The organism is Kitasatospora sp. NEAU-69, assembly GCF_057158765.1.
The window spans coordinates 90,147-106,809 of sequence record NZ_JBWXUE010000012.1 but is presented as its reverse complement, the minus strand read 5'-3'; the positions used below and the strand labels follow the sequence as shown (position 1 = coordinate 106,809).

Here is a 16,663-nt window from a genome sequence, read left to right as displayed (position 1 = left end):
CCGTCAGACCTCTTCGACGCTGCTCGGCTCGCGCCGGGACAGGTCAATACCGAGCTCCTCGGCTGCGCGGAAGACATCCTCGTCGGAGTCCCGCAGCTCGATGTTGGAGCCGTCCGAGGACAGCACCTCAACGTTGAGGCAGAGCGACTGCATTTCCTTGATGAGGACCTTGAAGGACTCGGGAATGCCGGGCTCGGGGATGTTCTCGCCCTTGACGATCGCCTCGTAGACCTTCACGCGGCCCAGGACGTCGTCGGACTTGATGGTGAGGAGCTCCTGCAGCGCGTAGGCCGCGCCGTACGCCTCAAGGGCCCACACCTCCATCTCACCGAAGCGCTGACCACCGAACTGCGCCTTACCACCGAGCGGCTGCTGGGTGATCATCGAGTACGGACCGGTCGAACGGGCGTGCAGCTTGTCGTCGACCAGGTGGTGCAGCTTGAGGATGTACATGTAGCCGACCGAGACCGGCATCGGGAACGGCTCGCCGGAGCGGCCGTCGAAGAGCCGGGCCTTACCGGTGGAGTTCACCAGGCGCTCACCGTCACGGGTGAGGGTGGTGTGGTCCAGCAGGCCGGTGATCTCGTCCTCGCGGGCGCCGTCGAAGACCGGGGTGGCGAGGTTGGTGCCGCCCTCGACCTTGTCGGCGCCGATCACCTGGAGGCGGCGGGCCCACTCCTCGCTGAGGCCGGAGACGTCCCAGCCCTGCTTGGCGAGCCAGCCGAGGTGGATCTCCAGGACCTGTCCCGGGTTCATTCGGGACGGGACACCCAGCGGGTTCAGGATGATGTCGACCGGGGTGCCGTCCTCGAGGAACGGCATGTCCTCGACCGGGAGGATCTTGGAGATGACACCCTTGTTGCCGTGACGGCCGGCGAGCTTGTCACCGTTGGTGATCTTGCGCTTCTGCGCCACGTAGACGCGGACCAGCTGGTTCACGCCCGGGGGCAGCTCGTCGCCCTCTTCGCGGTCGAAGACGCGCACGCCGATGACCTTGCCGGACTCACCGTGCGGCACCTTCAGCGAGGTGTCGCGGACCTCACGGGCCTTCTCACCGAAGATCGCGCGGAGCAGGCGCTCCTCCGGGGTCAGCTCGGTCTCACCCTTGGGCGTGACCTTGCCGACCAGGATGTCGCCGGTGACGACGTCCGCACCGATGCGGATGATGCCGCGCTCGTCGAGGTCGGCGAGGACCTCCTCGGAGACGTTCGGGATGTCCCGGGTGATCTCCTCCGGGCCCAGCTTGGTGTCACGGGCGTCGACCTCGTGCTCCTCGATGTGGATCGAGGAGAGGACGTCGTCCTGCACGAGGCGCTGCGACAGGATGATCGCGTCCTCGTAGTTGTGACCCTCCCAGGACATGAAGGCGACGAGCAGGTTCTTGCCCAGCGCCATCTCGCCCTCGTCGGTGCACGGGCCGTCGGCCAGCACCTGGCCGGCCTCGACCCGGACGCCCTCGTCCACGAGCACCTTCTGGTTGAAGGCGGTGCCCTGGTTCGAGCGGGTGAACTTGGCGGCGCGGTACGTGTTGTACGTGCCGTCGTCGTTGGCCACGGTGACGTAGTCGGCCGAGACCTCCTGCACCACACCGGCCTTCTCGGCGGTGATGACGTCCGCGGCGTCAACGGCGCAGCGGTACTCCATGCCGGTGCCGACGACGGGCGCCTCGCTGCGCAGCAGCGGGACGGCCTGGCGCATCATGTTCGAGCCCATGAGCGCGCGGTTGGCGTCGTCGTGCTCGAGGAACGGGATCATGGCGGTCGCGACCGACACCATCTGGCGCGGCGAGACGTCCATGTAGTCGATCTCGGTGCCCGGGATGTAGTCGATCTCGCCGCCACGGCGGCGGACCAGGACACGCGGCTCGGCGAAGTGCAGGTCCTCGGTCAGCGGCGCGTTGGCCTGCGCGATGACGTAGCGGTCCTCCTCGTCAGCGGTCAGGTAGTCCACCTGCTCGGTGACGATGCCGTCGACGACCTTGCGGTACGGGGTCTCGATGAAGCCGAAGGCGTTCACCCGGCCGTACGAGGCCAGCGACCCGATCAGACCGATGTTCGGGCCTTCGGGGGTCTCGATCGGGCACATGCGGCCGTAGTGCGAGGGGTGCACGTCACGGACCTCGAAGCCGGCCCGCTCACGGGACAGACCACCGGGGCCGAGCGCGGACAGACGACGCTTGTGGGTCAGACCCGAGAGCGGGTTCGTCTGGTCCATGAACTGCGACAGCTGGCTGGTGCCGAAGAACTCCTTGATGGAGGCGACGACCGGCCGGATGTTGATCAGGGTCTGCGGCGTGATCGCCTCGACGTCCTGGGTCGTCATGCGCTCGCGCACGACGCGCTCCATACGAGCCAGACCCGTGCGGACCTGGTTCTGGATGAGCTCGCCGACGTTGCGCAGGCGACGGTTGCCGAAGTGGTCGATGTCGTCGACCTCGACCACGATGTCGCGGCCGGCGTCGTCACGCCACTCGGTCTCGCCCGCGTGCAGCTTCACCAGGTACTTGATCGCACCGATGATGTCGGGCTCGGTGAGCACGCCGGAGTCCAGCGACTCGGCGTTGCCCAGCTTCCGGTTGACCTTGTAGCGGCCGACCTTCGCGAGGTCGTAGCGCTTCGGGTTGAAGTAGAGGTTCTCGAGCAGCGTCTGCGCGGCCTCACGGGTCGGCGGCTCGCCCGGACGCAGCTTGCGGTAGATGTCCAGCAGCGCGTCGTCCTGGCCCTGGGTGTGGTCCTTCTCCAGGGTGGCGCGCATCGACTCGTACTCGCCGAACTCCTCGAGAATCATCTCGTTGGTCCAGCCGAGCGCCTTGAGGAGCACGGTGACCGACTGCTTGCGCTTGCGGTCGATGCGGACACCGACCATGTCGCGCTTGTCGATCTCCATCTCCAGCCAGGCACCACGCGAGGGGATGACCTTGCAGGAGTAGATGTCCTTGTCGGACACCTTGTCCAGGGTGGAGTCGAAGTACACACCCGGGGAACGGACCAGCTGCGAGACGACGACACGCTCGGTGCCGTTGATCACGAACGTGCCCTTGTGGGTCATGAGCGGGAAGTCGCCCATGAAGACCGTCTGAGACTTGATCTCACCGGTCTCGTTGTTGGTGAACTCGGCGGTGACGAAGAGCGGGGCCGCGAACGTGAAGTCGCGGTCCTTGCACTCGTCAATGGAGTTCTTCGGCGGCTCGAAACGGTGGTCGCGGAAAGTCAGCGACATCGACCCACTGAAGTCCTCGATCGGGGAGATCTCTTCGAAGATCTCCTCCAGACCGGACTTCGTGGGGACGTCCTGACCACTGTCCAGCGCCGCCTCGACCCGGGACTTCCAGGCCGCATTGCCGAGCAGCCAGTCAAAGCTCTCGGTCTGCAGGGCCAGGAGGTTCGGGACCTCAAGGGGCTCCTTGATCTTCGCGAACGAGACGCGGAGCGGGGCGGTGGATGCGGCGGAATTGTTCGAGGCGTTGCGCGGCGCGGCCAAGAGGGGGGTCCTTCCGAGGGCTCGGAGCTCACTACGCGCGTACCGGCCGGGCCAAGCCGAGGGGGAAACCCCAGGTCAGGGCAACGCCGACTCCGGGCGACGAGTCACGGAGCAGCTAACAGGCAGCGCAAAGGGACAGTGTAGCCAAACGGCACACTGCTGTCCAGTCCTGATTCGGAGACCGAATCGGACACTCCCTTCGGTTGCACACTGCTACCGAGCACTACAAGTCTGCTACCGCGCACTACAACGGTGCCCAACCTCGCCTGGAGGCCGACACCGCGACTCACGTGGAGTCAGTTCCCGCCGCGGCACCCGGTTATGCATCCGGGGCCACTCCAACTAACGGCCGACCGCCTCGGCGGTGTCGGCACGCTTGAGAATCGCGCGCCGCGTGCCGTTCGTCAAGGCCCGGCCGAAGCGCGAACCTCGAGCTCTTCATCGCTTCCAGCGGCCCCGGCGTTACAGGATCGGGCCACAGAAGCCGTGGTGGGGGCCTCGCGGCCACCGCCCGCCGGCACCGGGCCGACAACGATGATCACCCTACCCAACGGCACCGACAGTGCCGAGGGCACATTCGGCCAGCCTGTCCGGTCCGTACTCCGCCAGGTACCAACCGGTACAAACGGGCCGGGTCGGGTCGCAGCGGCCGGGCCGGACGAACCGGACGGATCGGACCGACCGGACTGACCGGGATACAAAGCAGGCCGGGCCGGCCACCCCGCGTGGGGTGACCGGCCCGGCCGGAAAAGAACTCGCTAGGAGCTCAAAGTCACTTGACGGTGACCTTGGCGCCAGCGGCCTCGAGGGCAGCCTTGGCCTTCTCGGCAACGTCCTTGGCAACCTTCTCCAGGACAACGGCACCGGCGGTGTCGACGAGGTCCTTGGCCTCCTTCAGGCCGAGGGAGGTCAGGGTGCGCACCTCCTTGATGACCTGGATCTTCTTGTCGCCCGGGCCATCGAGGATGACGTCGAACTCGTCCTGCTCCTCGACGGCCTCGACCGCGGCGGCCGGGCCGGCCGGGCCGGCGGCGACGGCGACGGCAGCGGTGACGTCGAACTTCTCCTCGAACGCCTTCACGAACTCGGAGAGCTCGATGAGGGTCATCTCCTCGAACTGCGCGAGCAGGTCGTCCTGAGACAGCTTCGCCATGATGGCGTCCTTCCACTAATTCGGCAGGTGGTGCCGGGATGTACGGGGTTGGCGGGCGCGGGCCCGCTGCGAGGAGCTAGCTCCCGCCGCCACGCCCCCGGAGGGGCATGGTGTGACTACTCGGCGGCAGCGTCCTCGGCGGGAGCCGGCGTACCGGCACCGCCCTGCTCGGCCTTCTTCTCGCGCAGCGCGTCCACGGTGCGGACGAGCTTCGAGGGCAGGGCCTGGAAGACCGCGGCAGCCTGCGAAGGCTTGGCCTTCAGGGCACCCGCCAGCTTGGCGAGCAGAACCTCGCGGGACTCGAGGTCCGCGAGCTTCTTGATGTCATCGGCGGTCAGCGCCTTACCGTCAAGGACACCGCCCTTGATGATGAGAGCCGGGTTCTCCTTGGCGAAGTCACGCAGAGCCTTTGCCGACTCCACCGGGTCACCGGTGACGAAGGCAACAGCCGTCGGACCGTTGAACTGGTCGTCGAGCTCCGTGATCCCGGCCTCGTTGGCCGCAATCTTGGTCAGCGTGTTCTTCACCACGGCGTACTGGGCGTTGGCACCCAGCGAGCGACGCAGAGTCTTGACCTGCTTGACGCTCAGACCGCGGTACTCGGTCAGCACGGCCGCGTTGGAGGAACGGAACTTCTCCGTGATCTCCGCGACGGCAGCAGCCTTGTCGGGCCTGGCCATAGGCTTACGCCTCCTTCCGTGATGTCGAGGTCGGCCGACCTTGGACAAGTCGACCTACTACGCCTCGACCACCGGCTGGAAGGAAAGCCCCTGCAGAAACAGTGAGAGCCCCGGTGCGCAGGCAGGCGCACGGGGCTCGATCAGACCTCGACGGTCACACGGTGAAACCGCGGGACCGGAAGTCAAAGCTCCAAACACTCCTGCGCGGGCTGCCTGCGACGATGCGCAGATCCTTCGGTCGCGCGTCTCCTTGCGGACACACGGCGACAACCAGCGGTCTTTGGCTTCGACCAGCGTACGGGACGAACCGGGCGCCTACCAAATCCGGGAGATAGCAGGCCTCGAACCGGGAGGTAGCACCTCTCGAATTCGAGACCTGCTCGACCTGGTCAGTGGCCGGCGGCGTCCACGGTGTCGCTCTCCGCCGGGGCCTGCACGGCGAGCGGGCCGCCGAACTCGCTGTAGTCGATCACCTGGTCGAGATTGCCCTGGCTGCCCTGTCCACTGCGCTGCAGCCGGACCGGCTGGTCCTTGTCGTTGAGCCAGAGGTCGAGCGTCAGCGTGGTCACGCCGCCCTGGCCGAGCGCGGCGAGGAGCTGACTGCGGCGGTCGGCGGTCAGCAGGTCCTGCTGGGCGGCCACGTAGTCGGCGACCGAGACGGTGGCCCGGTAGTGCTCCACCTGCTCCACGCCCTGGTCGGCCGAGCTGGCGTCGGTGATCTTCTCGGCGCCGATCAGCTGGAGGTCGCCGGCGGCGGCCGCGGCGGTCACCGTGAGCAGCGGGTTGAGCTCGTCCACCAGCGGGGCGAACGGGGTCTCCTTGCGGCCGTCCGGCCCGATCACCTCGTCGGACTTCTCCCAGTGCTTGCCGTCGAGCCGGGCCGCGGTGGCCGCGTCGCCGCCGGTGTAGCTGACGGTGTCCATCACGATGATCTGGTCGGTGGCGCCCGGGGTGGTCTTCTTGAGCTGCATGATCGTGCGCGGCGCCCAGTACAGGACGCCGTCGGCGCTGTCGCTCTTGCCGTCCGGGCTGTCCATCGCGTAGCTGAGCTTGGCCCGGCGGGCGGTCTGCAGCCCCTGCGCCGAGGAGAGCATCACGCCGCGCGGCGAGCGGTCGGTCGGCTTGGCCCCGGTCGGGGACGGCGAGGCGGCGCTCGGCGACGGCGAGGGCCGGTCGCCGCCCCCACCGCCGCCACTGCCCCCGCTGCCGCCCCCGCCGCCACAGGCCGCCAGAGCGCCGATCAGCGCGGCGGCGACCGCCAGGGCCGCTGCCTTCCGCCGTCCCGCCACGCGTGCCTCCTGATCCGGGGTGTCACTTCAGGGTGCCATGGGAGTCCTGGTCACGTTCCGGCGGGCTGCTGCGCCTTCGCCAGGGCCTGGAACTCGGCCATGGTGGCGGTGTCCGAGGCGTCCGGCGGGCCGTCCGGGGTGGCGTTGCCGTAGTTCGAGTACCGGATCACGACGTCCAGCGAGCCGGACTTGGTCTTGGCGGTCTCCTCCTTCTTGAAGAGGAGCTGGTCGCCGTTGACCCAGACGTCGATGTGCAGCGTGCCGGCCCCCTGCGTCTGGAGCTCCTTCAGCTGGTCACCGATCGCGGGATCGCTCTGCAGCTTGGCGTCGGTGACGTCCACGTCTCCGGCGTAGTGCGTGGTCAGGTAGCCGTCGATGGTCTCCTGGCCCAGCACGCTCGCCTTGCCGGAGGCGAGCAGCATCCGGACCGAGGACGCCGGGTCCGCCTTGGCCAGGACGTCATGGAACGTGCTGACGCCGGCCTGCGCCCCCGGGGTCTTGGCCAGGTCGGCGTACGTCTCCTTGATCCAGTGCCGGCCGCCCAGCTGATCGGTGACGGCCGCTGGCAGGTGCAGGTTCAGGTAGAGCGCGTCGGCCGTGAAGACCGTGTCCACCGTGCCGGTGGACAGCTTGCTCGTGACCGACGCCGGCGGCTGCAGTTGCAGGCTGGCCGTGCCCCCGTTGCCCCAGGCGAAGGCCCCCTGCCCGGTGGTGGTACCGCTCGCGTCGTCGAGCGTCTCCGAGATCTCGGCCGACTTGGCCGCGCTGGTCTTCGCGATGACCTGCTGGAGGGCTGCGGTGGGGTCCGCGGCGGCGGCCGACTGGCTGGGGCTGGCCGAGGCGGCCGCGGAGCTCGCCGCGGCCGTCGGGGTCACGGCTACCGCCGTCGCGGTGGCCGACGGCAGCTTGGCGGCCACCGGACCGGTGTTCCTGCCGCAGGCGGCGGTGCCGGCCAGGGCGAGCACGGCCACGGCCGCCGCGAGCGTACGGGTAGGGGTCATCGAGGGGTTCCTTCGTTACCTGCTCAGTTGGTGCCGTTGGTGCCGTTCAGACCGGCCATGCCGCTGAACAGCTTCATCGCGTCGTTCGGGTCCGCCTGGTCACTGGCCGGCGGGGCCGTGACGGAGACCTTGACGCCGAAGTCCGAGAACTTGGTGACCGTCGCGCCGCTGCCGGCGGCGGCGTCCGCACCCGTGGCGGGGGAGGCACCGTCGGTGCTGGTCTCCTTGAGCTGGACCAGGTGGCGGCTACCGTCCAGCCAGAAGTCCTGGGTGACGGTCGAGCCGCCGTTCTGCTTGAGCGTGGCCAGCAGCGCGGTGCGCTGGTCGGCCGAGAGGTTCGGGGCGCTGCTGACCAGCGAGTCCACCGGGGTGGTGCTGTGGTAGTGCTGGGTGGCCGCGCCGTTCACGGTCTCCGCGCCGACCTTGGTGACCTGCCCGTTCTGGGCCGCCGCGGTGAGCTGGACGGCCGGGTCCGTCAGCAGCATCAGCCCCTGGAAGCTCTGCCCCATGCTGCCGGACGGGCCGGAGTCGGCGAGCTTGACCCAGTGCTTGCCGCCGAGCGCGGCGGTCTGGGCGCCGGAGACCCCGAGGTACTCGCTGCCGTCGACCACCCGGATCTTCATGCCCGTGGCGCCCTGCTGCTGGAGGTCCATCGCGGGCTTGGCACCCCAGGCGTAGACGCCGGTGCCGTTGCCGGTCGCGGCGCCGGCGTCGTTGATGTCCACCTTGGAGCTGCCGGCCTTCTGCATCACGGCCGCGGCCGCCAGCAACTCGCCCTTGCTCCCGGCGTCCGCCCCGCCGGCCTGCGCCGCGCCGGTCGGTGCCCCACTCACGGCGCTGCCGCCGGCCGGCAGCTTGTCGCTGCCCTTGCTGCTACTGCTGCTGCAGGCGGCCAGGCCGCCGACGAGCAGCGCCGAGGCGGTCAGTGCCGATGCGATCCGCACAGTGCGCACGGTCTCCCCCATGGTTCTCTCAGAGCTGTCATCTCATCAGATGACCAGCGGACTCTAGCTGAGAGTGGTGACAGCACCACAACCGATTTCGGTTCCACCGACCCGCCCCCGGACATGCCACAGGGCCCGTCCCCCCGAGCGGGGGAACGGGCCCTGTGTGCGTCAGACGCCGGTGCTATCGGATCTCAGCGGAGATCAGAGAGCGGCCGGGTCCTCCTCGACCAGCAGGTTGCGGGTGCGGTTCGGGTCCACCTGGACACCGGGGCCCATGGTGGTCGAGATCGCGGTCTTCTTGATGTAGCGGCCCTTGGCGGCGGACGGCTTGGCCCGCAGGACCTCGTCGAGCGCGGCGGCGTAGTTCTCGACCAGCTGCTCATCGGTGAAGGAGGTCTTACCGATGATGAAGTGCAGGTTCGAGTGCTTGTCGACGCGGAACTCGATCTTGCCGCCCTTGATGTCCGTGACGGCCTTGGCCACGTCCGGGGTGACAGTGCCGGTCTTCGGGTTCGGCATCAGACCACGGGGACCGAGCACGCGGCCCAGGCGGCCGACCTTGCCCATGAGGTCCGGGGTGGCGACGACGGCGTCGAAGTCGAGGCGGCCCTTGGCAACCTCGTCGATGAGCTCGTCGGAGCCGACGATGTCGGCGCCAGCAGCCTCCGCAGCCGCGGCACGGTCACCGGTCGCGAAGACCAGGACCCGGGCGGTCTTACCGGTACCGTGCGGCAGGTTGACGGTGCTGCGGACCATCTGGTCGGCCTTGCGCGGGTCGACGCCCAGACGCATGGCAACCTCGACGGTCGCGTCGAACTTGGTGGTGGACGTCTCGCGGGCGAGACGAACGGCCTCGAGCGGGCCGTACAGGCGGGTGCTGTCGACCTTGAGGTCAGCGGCCTTGAGGGCCTTGCTGCGCTTCACTGCTGCTCCTGAATTCTTGGAGTCGTGGTGTTACGGGCCGCGCCGGGCCCTACCACAGGGGAAAGAAGGGTCTCAGCCCTCGACCGTGATGCCCATGGACCGGGCGGTACCCGCGATGATCTTCTCCGCGGCGTCCAGGTCGTTGGCGTTCAGGTCGGGGAGCTTCGTGGTGGCGATCTCGCGCACCTGAGCCGAGGTCAGCTTGGCGACCTTGGTCTTGTGCGGCTCGCCGGAGCCCTTCTCGATGCCAGCGGCCTTCAGGATGAGGCGCGCGGCCGGCGGGGTCTTGGTGATGAAGGTGAAGCTGCGGTCTTCGTAGACCGTGATCTCCACCGGCACGACCATGCCACGCTGCGACTCGGTCGCGGCGTTGTAGGCCTTGCAGAACTCCATGATGTTGACGCCGTGCTGACCCAGCGCGGGGCCGACCGGCGGAGCCGGGTTCGCCGCACCGGCGTTGATCTGGAGCTTGATAAGCCCCGTGACCTTCTTCTTCTTGGGAGGCATGTCTCTCCGGGTCCTTCCTTCGATGGACGTGTGTACGACTCCGGGGCGACACCCGGGTACAGGTACACACAGCTGACCAGGCTAACGCGAACGCGCCGCTGGGCCAAAACGGGTTCGGGGCGGGGCCGCGGCCCCGCCCCGAGAAGACTGTGGGATCAGTTCTTCTGGATCTGGTCGAACGAGAGCTCGACCGGGGTCTCGCGACCGAAGATCTCGACCAGGCCCTTGACCTTCTTCGAGTCCGGGTTGATCTCGTTGATGGTCGCCTGCAGCGTCGCGAACGGGCCGTCGGTGACGGTGACCGAGTCGCCGACCTCGAAGTCGAGGACCTGGATCTCGCTGGGCTTGACCGGGGAGGGCTTGCCGGCCTCCTTGGCCGCCGCGCGCTCCACGTCGGGGGCGAGCATCTTGACGACCTCGTCCAGGGTCAGCGGGTACGGGTCGTAGGCGTTGCCGACGAAGCCGGTGACACCCGGGGTGTTGCGCACGACGCCCCAGGACTCCGGGGTGAGGTCCATGCGCACCAGCACGTAGCCGGGGAGCTTGTTCTGCCGGATCGTCTTGCGGTCGCCGTTCTTGATCTGGACGACCTCTTCCTGCGGCACCTCGGCCTGGAAGATGTACTCCTCGACGTTCAGCGAGACGGCACGCTGCTCGAGGTTCTGCTTCACGCGGTTCTCGTAACCCGCGTAGGTGTGGATGACGTACCACTCGCCGGGGACGTGGCGCAGCTCCTCGCGGAACTTGGCGACCGGGTCGATGTCCTCGGCCGGCTCCTCGAAGACCTCGGCGGCCTCGGCGGCCGCGAACTCGTCCTCGGTCTCCTCCTCGGCCTCCTCGGCGGCGGCCGACTCCTCGTCGCCGACCTCGTGCACGGCGGCCTGCTCGGCGGGCACGCCGGCCTCGGCCTCGTCGAACGCCTCGACCTCGTCCTCGTCGCTGTCCACGGCGTCGGCGATCTGCTCGGCGTCGTCGATGTCGTCGGCCTCGACGTCGGCAGCCTCAGCCGCATCCAGCTCGGCGGCGACATCCGCATCCGCCTCGCGGACGGTCTCGTCGGCGTCGTACAGGGGGGACTCAGACACGGTGGCTGCTTCTTTCCTGGAGGTGTGGAGATGGTACGGCTCCGAGCCCGCCGGCCCCGCGAGGACGGGGTGGGCGCGCGGGTGGCACGGCTCGAAGTATCAACAGTACCGAGTCAACGGTAGCGGGCTCGTCCGTCCGGCGCCGACAGCTCGACCCGGACCGGTCCCCCGTCGGTGTTCGAAGGGGGCCGACCCGGGTCGGGGGAAAGCTGTACGCGGCGCACCGGCGGCGGTCGGCGGGGCGGTGAAGCCCGGTCGAGCGGAGAGTCCGGTGCTCAGCCGAAGATGGCGAAGCTGGCCTTGGCGAAGCCCCAGTCCAGGGTCGCGACCAGGCCGATCATCACAGCGACGAAGACCACCACGACGGTGGTGTAGTTCATCAGCTCGCTGCGGGTGGGCCAGACGACCTTGCGGAGTTCCGCGATGATCTGGCGGTAGTACAGGCTGATGCGGGCGAACAGGCCGCGCTTGGCGCGCTTGCCCGAACCCTTCTCGCCACCGGCCTTGTTGGCGCGCTTGCGCTCGCGCCGTGAGAGGGTCTTGTCCTCGGCGGCCGAGGCGCCATCGACCGCGTCCTCGGCACCCTCGGAGTTACCGCTCTCAGGCGTTGCCGTGGAGCCCGTGGTCTCCGTCACTCGTCCTCACCTGAATCCGGGTCGAGCCGAAGGTCAACCGACCCTGGCAGAGCGATTGGGGCCATCTCCGCATCAAGCCCGCTCGCTCTAGCTGAGCGAACGGGCTGGACTTGGATCAAGCAGCAGGGCACGAGGGACTTGAACCCCCAACCGCCGGTTTTGGAGACCGGTGCTCTACCAATTGAGCTAGTACCCTACGGCGCCTCGCAGCGCCTTGGACGACAACCTACCTCATCGGACCGTCCACGTGGAGAACGCTTTCGGTGCCGGTGTCGGCGGTCGCTGCCGTCGATCAGTGAGTGTACGGGTTCACCGGCGTTTGGTCGAACCGGATTCACCCACCGGACGAGTCCGCTTGGATGCTGAAACCGCCCGGCACCGGCCCCCCGGCTTCTGCGACCATGCAGACATGAGCGCTCCCACCCCCGCCACCCGCCCCTCCGACCGTCGGGTCTCCGCCCGGATCGGCGCCATCGCCGAGTCCGCGACCCTCGCCGTCGACGCCAAGGCCAAGGCCCTCAAGGCGGCCGGCCGCCCCGTGATCGGCTTCGGCGCCGGCGAGCCGGACTTCCCGACGCCGGACTACATCGTCGCAGCGGCCGTCGAGGCCTGCCAGGACCCGAAGAACCACCGGTACACCCCCGCCGGCGGCCTGCCCGAGCTCAAGGCGGCCATCGCGGCCAAGACGCTGCGCGACTCCGGCTACCAGGTCGAGGCCTCCCAGGTGCTGGTGACCAACGGTGGCAAGCAGGCGATCTACGAGGCCTTCGCCGCGATCCTGGACCCGGGCGACGAGGTCATCGTCCCGGCCCCGTACTGGACCACCTACCCCGAGTCGATCCAGCTCGCCGGCGGCGTCCCGGTCACCGTGGTGGCGGACGAGACCACCGGCTACAAGGTCTCGGTGGAGCAGCTGGAGGCCGCCCGCACCGAGAACACCAAGGTGGTGCTCTTCGTCTCGCCGTCCAACCCGACCGGCGCGGTCTACACCGAGGCGGAGGCCGAGGCGATCGGCCGCTGGGCGCTGGAGCACGGCCTGTGGGTGCTGACCGACGAGATCTACGAGCACCTGGTCTACGGCGACGCGACGTTCACCTCACTGCCCGCGCTGCTGCCGGAGCTGGCCGACAAGTGCATCGTGGTCAACGGCGTGGCGAAGACGTACGCGATGACCGGCTGGCGGGTCGGCTGGATGATCGGCCCCAAGGACGTGGTGGCCGCCGCGGCCAACCTGCAGTCGCACGCCACCTCCAACGTGAGCAACGTCGCGCAGCGGGCCGCGCTGGCCGCGGTGAGCGGCGACCTGACGGCGGTCGAGGAGATGAAGGTCGCGTTCGACCGGCGCCGGCAGACCATCGTCCGGATGCTCAACGAGATCGAGGGCGTCTACTGCCCGGAGCCGCAGGGCGCGTTCTACGCCTACCCGTCGGTGAAGGGCCTGCTCGGCAAGGAGATCCGCGGCAAGCGCCCGCAGACCTCGGCCGAGCTGGCGACGCTGATCCTGGACGAGGCCGAGGTCGCGGTGGTCCCGGGCGAGGCCTTCGGCACCCCCGGCTACCTGCGCCTCTCCTACGCGCTCGGTGACGCCGACCTGGCCGAGGGCGTGGCCCGGATGCAGAAGCTGCTCGCCGAGGCCCGCGACTGAGCACACCGGACACACCGGACAGGCGGGACAGGCCCCGAGCCGGCGTCAGATTCGGCTGACCGCCCCTTTCACCCCTTCGAGGGATCCGAAAGGGGCGGTTTCCTCGTTATCGGGGTGGCTGCCGCCGGGGTCGATGCGGCAGGATTCGTGGATGGAACAGCAAGCCAAGAACGACCGTTGCTTGCGGGCGCTGCCGAAGGCCCATCTGCACCTGCACTTCACCGGCTCGATGCGTCCGGCCACGCTGCTGGAGCTGGCCGAGAAGCACCGGGTCCGGCTGCCGGAGGCGCTCAGCTCCGGCACCACCTCCAATGCACCCAAACGGTTCAGCGCGACGGACGAGCGCGGCTGGTTCCGGTTCCAGCGGCTCTACGACACCGCGCGCTCGGTGCTGCGCGACGAGGACGACATCCGCCGGCTGGTCCGCGAGACCGCCGAGGACGAGGTCACGGACGGCTCGCGCTGGCTGGAGATCCAGGTCGACCCGACCTCGTACGCACCGCGGCTCGGCGGTCTGATCCCGGCGCTCGAACTGGTCCTGGACGCCGTCCGGGAGGCCTCGGCCGCGACCGGGGTGGGGATCCGGGTGCTGGTCGCGGCGAACCGGATGAAGTCGGAGATGGACGCCCGCACGCTGGCCCGGCTCGCCGTGCGCTACGCCGATCAGGGCGTGGTCGGCTTCGGGCTCTCCAACGACGAGCGGCGCGGGCTGGCCCGCGACTTCGACCGGGCCTTCGCGATCGCGCGCCGGGGCGGCCTGCTGGCCGCGCCGCACGGTGGCGAGCTGGCCGGCCCCGAGTCGGTCCGGGACTGCCTGGACGACCTGGGCGCGGGCCGGATCGGCCACGGCGTGCGGGCCGCCGAGGACGCCCGGCTGCTCCAGCGGCTGGCGGACCGTCAGGTGACCTGCGAGGTCTGTCCGTCCTCGAACGTTTCGCTCGGCGTCTACGACAAGGCCGAGGACGTCCCGCTGCGGGCCCTCTTCGAGGCCGGTGTACCGCTCGCGCTGGGCGCCGACGACCCGCTGCTCTTCGGCTCCCGGCTGGCCGCGCAGTACCGGCTCGCCCGTGAGGCACACGGTTTCTCGGACGCCGAACTGGCCGAACTGGCCCGGCAGTCGGTGCGCGGCTCGCAGGCACCGGAGGGGGTGCGCAAGGAGCTGCTCGCCGATATCGACACCTGGCTGAACTCGCCGGTGGGGGGCGTGGCAAGCTGACCGCTCGTGAGCTCACACCACAGCAGTCACAGCACCAGCAGCAGCCACAGCAGTAGCAGTCACAGCACCAGCCACAGCAGTAGCCACACGACGCATCACGTCATGGTGCACCACGTCGTGCACCACAGCTACTACTACCGGAGCACGCACGGGGGTGGGCTCGGCATCCTGCTCACCGTGCTGCTGGTGCTGGTCGCGCTGGTGGTCGTGCTCGCGCTGCGCTCGGCCCGCCGCCGGTTCTGACGCTCGGAGCCCGACTCGGAAAGTCAGAGCTCGACAATTCAGAGCTCGACGCCGACCATCACCGGCTCGTTGACCAGCTCGACGCCGAAGGCCGCCCGCACGCCGTCCCGGATCTCCCGGGCCAGCGCGAGCAGGTCCTCGGTGCTGGCCCGGCCGCGGTTGGTCAGCGCCAGGGTGTGCTTGGTGGAGAGCGTCGCCGGGCCGGAGCCGTAGCCCTTGCCGAAGCCGGCCCGGTCGATCAGCCAGGCGGCCGAGGTCTTGGTCCGGCCGTCCGGGCCCGGGAAGGCCGGGGCGGTCAGCTCGCGCTCGGTCACCTTCGCGAGGAAGCCGGCGTACTGCTCGGGCGTCAGCAGCGGGTTGGTGAAGAAGGAGCCGGCGGACCAGGTGTCGTGGTCGGCCGGGTCCAGCACCATGCCCTTGCCGGCCCGCAGCCGCAGCACCGTCTCGTACGCCGTGCGCAGCGCGACCCGGTCGCCGGCCGCCGCGCCGAGCGTGCCGGCCACCTCGGGGTACCGGATCGGGCTGGACGAGCCGGCGGCGTCCTCCAGCGCGAAGCGGACCCGGAGCACCACGTAGCGGTCCGGCTCGGCCTTGAAGCGGCTGTGCCGGTAGGAGAAGGCGCACTCCTCGTTGGTGAGCACCAGGGTCTCGCCGGCGACGCGGTCGTACGCGAGGACCTCGGTGATGCTCTGCGCGACCTCCTGGCCGTATGCGCCGACGTTCTGCACCGGCGTGGCACCGGCCGAGCCGGGGATGCCCGCCAGGAACTCGATGCCCGCGAGCCCCGCCTCGACGGTCCGGGTGACCGCCTCGGACCAGACCTCGCCGGCCGCCAGCTCCAGGCTCGTGCCGTCCAGCGCGAAGCCCGTGGTGGCGATCCGCAGCACGGTGCCGTCGAAGCCCGCGTCGCCGATCACCAGGTTGCTGCCGCCACCGATCACCAGCAGCGGCTCACCGGCGGCGTCGGCCGCGCGGACGGCGGCCACCACCTCGTCGTCGGTCTGCGCGGTCACCAGTCGGCGGGCGGGGCCGCCGAGCCGCAGCGTGGTCAGCGGGGCGAGGGGGGCGTTCTCGGTCACGTGCACGCCCACCACGGTAGTGGATGACCGGTTCACCCTCCGGTCAGGATGGATTGTGGAGACGTATGCTATCCATATGCGCATCGGAGAGCTGAGCAGGCGGACCGGGGTGCCGGTGCCCACCATCAAGTACTACCTGCGGGAGGGCCTGCTGCCCGCCGGCGAGCTGACCAGCCACAACCAGGCGCAGTACGGCGACGGGCACCTGCACCGGCTGAAGCTGGTCCGGGCGATGACCGAGGTGGGCAAGCTCTCGGTGGCCGCCACCCGGGAGGTGCTCGGCGCGATCGACGAGCCCGGCACCGGCCTGCACGAGGTGCTCGGCGTCGCCCAGTCGGCCGTCACCCCGCAGGTCACCGGCGGCGACAGCGCCGACTGGGAGCAGGCCGAACGGCTGGTGGACGAGCTGATCGAGCGGCACGGCTGGGCGGTCAAGCCCGCGAACCCGGCCCGGCGGGCGCTGGCCCAGCTGGTGGTCACCATCCGCGACCTGGGGCAGGACGACCTGCTGGACGTCTTCGACGACTACGCGAACGCGGCCGAGCGGCTCTCCACCGCCGAGCTCGCGCTGATCGGGCGCCGGGACGGCGTGGACAGCATCGTGGAGGGCGCGGTGCTCGGCACCGTGCTGGGCGAGGCGGTGTTCGGCTCGATGCGCCGGCTCGCGCAGTCGGACGCCTCGCACCGGCTGTTCGAGGGCTGAGGAGCCGCGAGAGCCGGTGAGCCGGCGGGAGAAGTGAGCGAAGCCCCCGTCACGCCTGGTGCGTGACGGGGGCTTC

At 69.4% G+C, this 16,663-nt stretch carries 15 protein-coding genes and 1 tRNA gene; 4 read left to right on the top strand and 12 right to left on the bottom strand.

The genetic code is table 11. The features are described from left to right. Positions 1–3: 3 nt before the first annotated feature. The 11 genes from rpoB to AC060L_RS16015 all read right to left on the bottom strand — a co-directional run bounded on the left by rpoB (position 4) and on the right by AC060L_RS16015 (position 11,897). The gene (gene rpoB / locus AC060L_RS16065) at positions 4–3,480 is read right to left on the bottom strand and encodes a DNA-directed RNA polymerase subunit beta (RefSeq protein WP_483799422.1); all 3,477 of its coding nucleotides are present in this window, start codon (positions 3,478–3,480) and stop codon (positions 4–6) included. Between the two features lie 772 nt (positions 3,481–4,252). Beyond that, positions 4,253–4,633 carry a 50S ribosomal protein L7/L12 gene (gene rplL, locus AC060L_RS16060; RefSeq protein WP_483799421.1) on the bottom strand — a complete coding sequence of 127 codons (381 nt, stop codon included), beginning with the start codon at positions 4,631–4,633 and terminating at the stop codon, positions 4,253–4,255. A gap of 116 nt (positions 4,634–4,749) precedes the next feature. Then, positions 4,750–5,313 carry a 50S ribosomal protein L10 gene (gene rplJ / locus AC060L_RS16055; RefSeq protein WP_483799420.1) on the bottom strand — a complete coding sequence of 188 codons (564 nt, stop codon included), beginning with the start codon at positions 5,311–5,313 and terminating at the stop codon, positions 4,750–4,752. Positions 5,314–5,702: 389 nt separating this feature from the next. After that, entirely contained in the window at positions 5,703–6,602 is a 900-nt protein-coding gene (locus AC060L_RS16050; RefSeq protein ID WP_483799419.1) for an SCO4651 family lipoprotein, read from the bottom strand. Positions 6,603–6,652: 50 nt separating this feature from the next. Then, a complete protein-coding gene (locus AC060L_RS16045; protein ID WP_483799418.1) occupies positions 6,653–7,603 on the bottom strand; it encodes an SCO4651 family lipoprotein in 951 nt (316 codons plus the stop codon). A gap of 23 nt (positions 7,604–7,626) precedes the next feature. Continuing rightward, on the bottom strand, positions 7,627–8,547 hold the full coding sequence (locus AC060L_RS16040; RefSeq protein WP_483799417.1) for an SCO4651 family lipoprotein: 921 nt from the start codon (positions 8,545–8,547) through the stop codon (positions 7,627–7,629). A gap of 204 nt (positions 8,548–8,751) precedes the next feature. Next, positions 8,752–9,474 carry a 50S ribosomal protein L1 gene (rplA, locus tag AC060L_RS16035; protein ID WP_483799416.1) on the bottom strand — a complete coding sequence of 241 codons (723 nt, stop codon included), beginning with the start codon at positions 9,472–9,474 and terminating at the stop codon, positions 8,752–8,754. A gap of 72 nt (positions 9,475–9,546) precedes the next feature. After that, positions 9,547–9,981 (bottom strand): 50S ribosomal protein L11, encoded by a 435-nt coding sequence (gene rplK / locus AC060L_RS16030; RefSeq protein WP_483799415.1) that lies wholly within the window; start codon positions 9,979–9,981, stop codon positions 9,547–9,549. Positions 9,982–10,136: 155 nt separating this feature from the next. Then, on the bottom strand, positions 10,137–11,066 hold the full coding sequence (gene nusG / locus AC060L_RS16025; RefSeq protein ID WP_483799414.1) for a transcription termination/antitermination protein NusG: 930 nt from the start codon (positions 11,064–11,066) through the stop codon (positions 10,137–10,139). A 275-nt stretch (positions 11,067–11,341) separates the two neighbouring features. Then, the gene (gene secE, locus AC060L_RS16020) at positions 11,342–11,701 is read right to left on the bottom strand and encodes a preprotein translocase subunit SecE (RefSeq protein WP_483799413.1); all 360 of its coding nucleotides are present in this window, start codon (positions 11,699–11,701) and stop codon (positions 11,342–11,344) included. A gap of 123 nt (positions 11,702–11,824) precedes the next feature. Beyond that, positions 11,825–11,897: transfer RNA gene (locus AC060L_RS16015), tRNA-Trp, on the bottom strand. A gap of 213 nt (positions 11,898–12,110) precedes the next feature. Here AC060L_RS16015 and AC060L_RS16010 point away from each other — a divergent pair. From AC060L_RS16010 to AC060L_RS16000, 3 genes are all read left to right on the top strand, one after another. Then, positions 12,111–13,346 carry a pyridoxal phosphate-dependent aminotransferase gene (locus tag AC060L_RS16010; protein WP_483799412.1) on the top strand — a complete coding sequence of 412 codons (1,236 nt, stop codon included), beginning with the start codon at positions 12,111–12,113 and terminating at the stop codon, positions 13,344–13,346. Between the two features lie 151 nt (positions 13,347–13,497). Next, the gene (locus AC060L_RS16005) at positions 13,498–14,562 is read left to right on the top strand and encodes an adenosine deaminase (RefSeq protein WP_483799411.1); all 1,065 of its coding nucleotides are present in this window, start codon (positions 13,498–13,500) and stop codon (positions 14,560–14,562) included. Between the two features lie 102 nt (positions 14,563–14,664). Next, the gene (locus tag AC060L_RS16000) at positions 14,665–14,805 is read left to right on the top strand and encodes a hypothetical protein (protein ID WP_483799410.1); all 141 of its coding nucleotides are present in this window, start codon (positions 14,665–14,667) and stop codon (positions 14,803–14,805) included. Positions 14,806–14,843: 38 nt separating this feature from the next. Here the strand turns inward: AC060L_RS16000 and AC060L_RS15995 are convergent, their stop codons facing one another. After that, positions 14,844–15,968, bottom strand: a complete 1,125-nt coding sequence (locus AC060L_RS15995; RefSeq protein ID WP_483799409.1) for a UDP-N-acetylmuramate dehydrogenase — start codon at positions 15,966–15,968, stop codon at positions 14,844–14,846. Here AC060L_RS15995 and AC060L_RS15990 point away from each other — a divergent pair. Further along, positions 15,961–16,587: a MerR family transcriptional regulator gene (locus tag AC060L_RS15990; RefSeq protein ID WP_483799408.1), complete on the top strand. Its 627-nt coding sequence runs from the start codon at positions 15,961–15,963 to the stop codon at positions 16,585–16,587. The two genes, AC060L_RS15995 and AC060L_RS15990, sit on opposite strands and share 8 nt — an antisense overlap. The last annotated feature ends 76 nt before the right edge of the window (positions 16,588–16,663 follow it).

What these genes read in the sequence shown, in the direction of transcription:
- rplL (WP_483799421.1), bottom strand. Translation starts at nt 4,633, where the DNA reads ATGGCGAAGCTGTCTCAGGACGACCTGCTCGCGCAGTTCGAGGAGATG.
- rplJ (WP_483799420.1), bottom strand. Translation starts at nt 5,313, where the DNA reads ATGGCCAGGCCCGACAAGGCTGCTGCCGTCGCGGAGATCACGGAGAAG.
- AC060L_RS16045 (WP_483799418.1), bottom strand. Translation starts at nt 7,603, where the DNA reads ATGACCCCTACCCGTACGCTCGCGGCGGCCGTGGCCGTGCTCGCCCTG.
- rplK (WP_483799415.1), bottom strand. Translation starts at nt 9,981, where the DNA reads ATGCCTCCCAAGAAGAAGAAGGTCACGGGGCTTATCAAGCTCCAGATC.
- AC060L_RS16010 (WP_483799412.1), top strand. Translation starts at nt 12,111, where the DNA reads ATGAGCGCTCCCACCCCCGCCACCCGCCCCTCCGACCGTCGGGTCTCC.
- AC060L_RS16005 (WP_483799411.1), top strand. Translation starts at nt 13,498, where the DNA reads ATGGAACAGCAAGCCAAGAACGACCGTTGCTTGCGGGCGCTGCCGAAG.
- AC060L_RS16000 (WP_483799410.1), top strand. Translation starts at nt 14,665, where the DNA reads ATGGTGCACCACGTCGTGCACCACAGCTACTACTACCGGAGCACGCAC.
- AC060L_RS15990 (WP_483799408.1), top strand. Translation starts at nt 15,961, where the DNA reads ATGCGCATCGGAGAGCTGAGCAGGCGGACCGGGGTGCCGGTGCCCACC.
- AC060L_RS15995 (WP_483799409.1), bottom strand. Translation starts at nt 15,968, where the DNA reads ATGCGCATATGGATAGCATACGTCTCCACAATCCATCCTGACCGGAGG.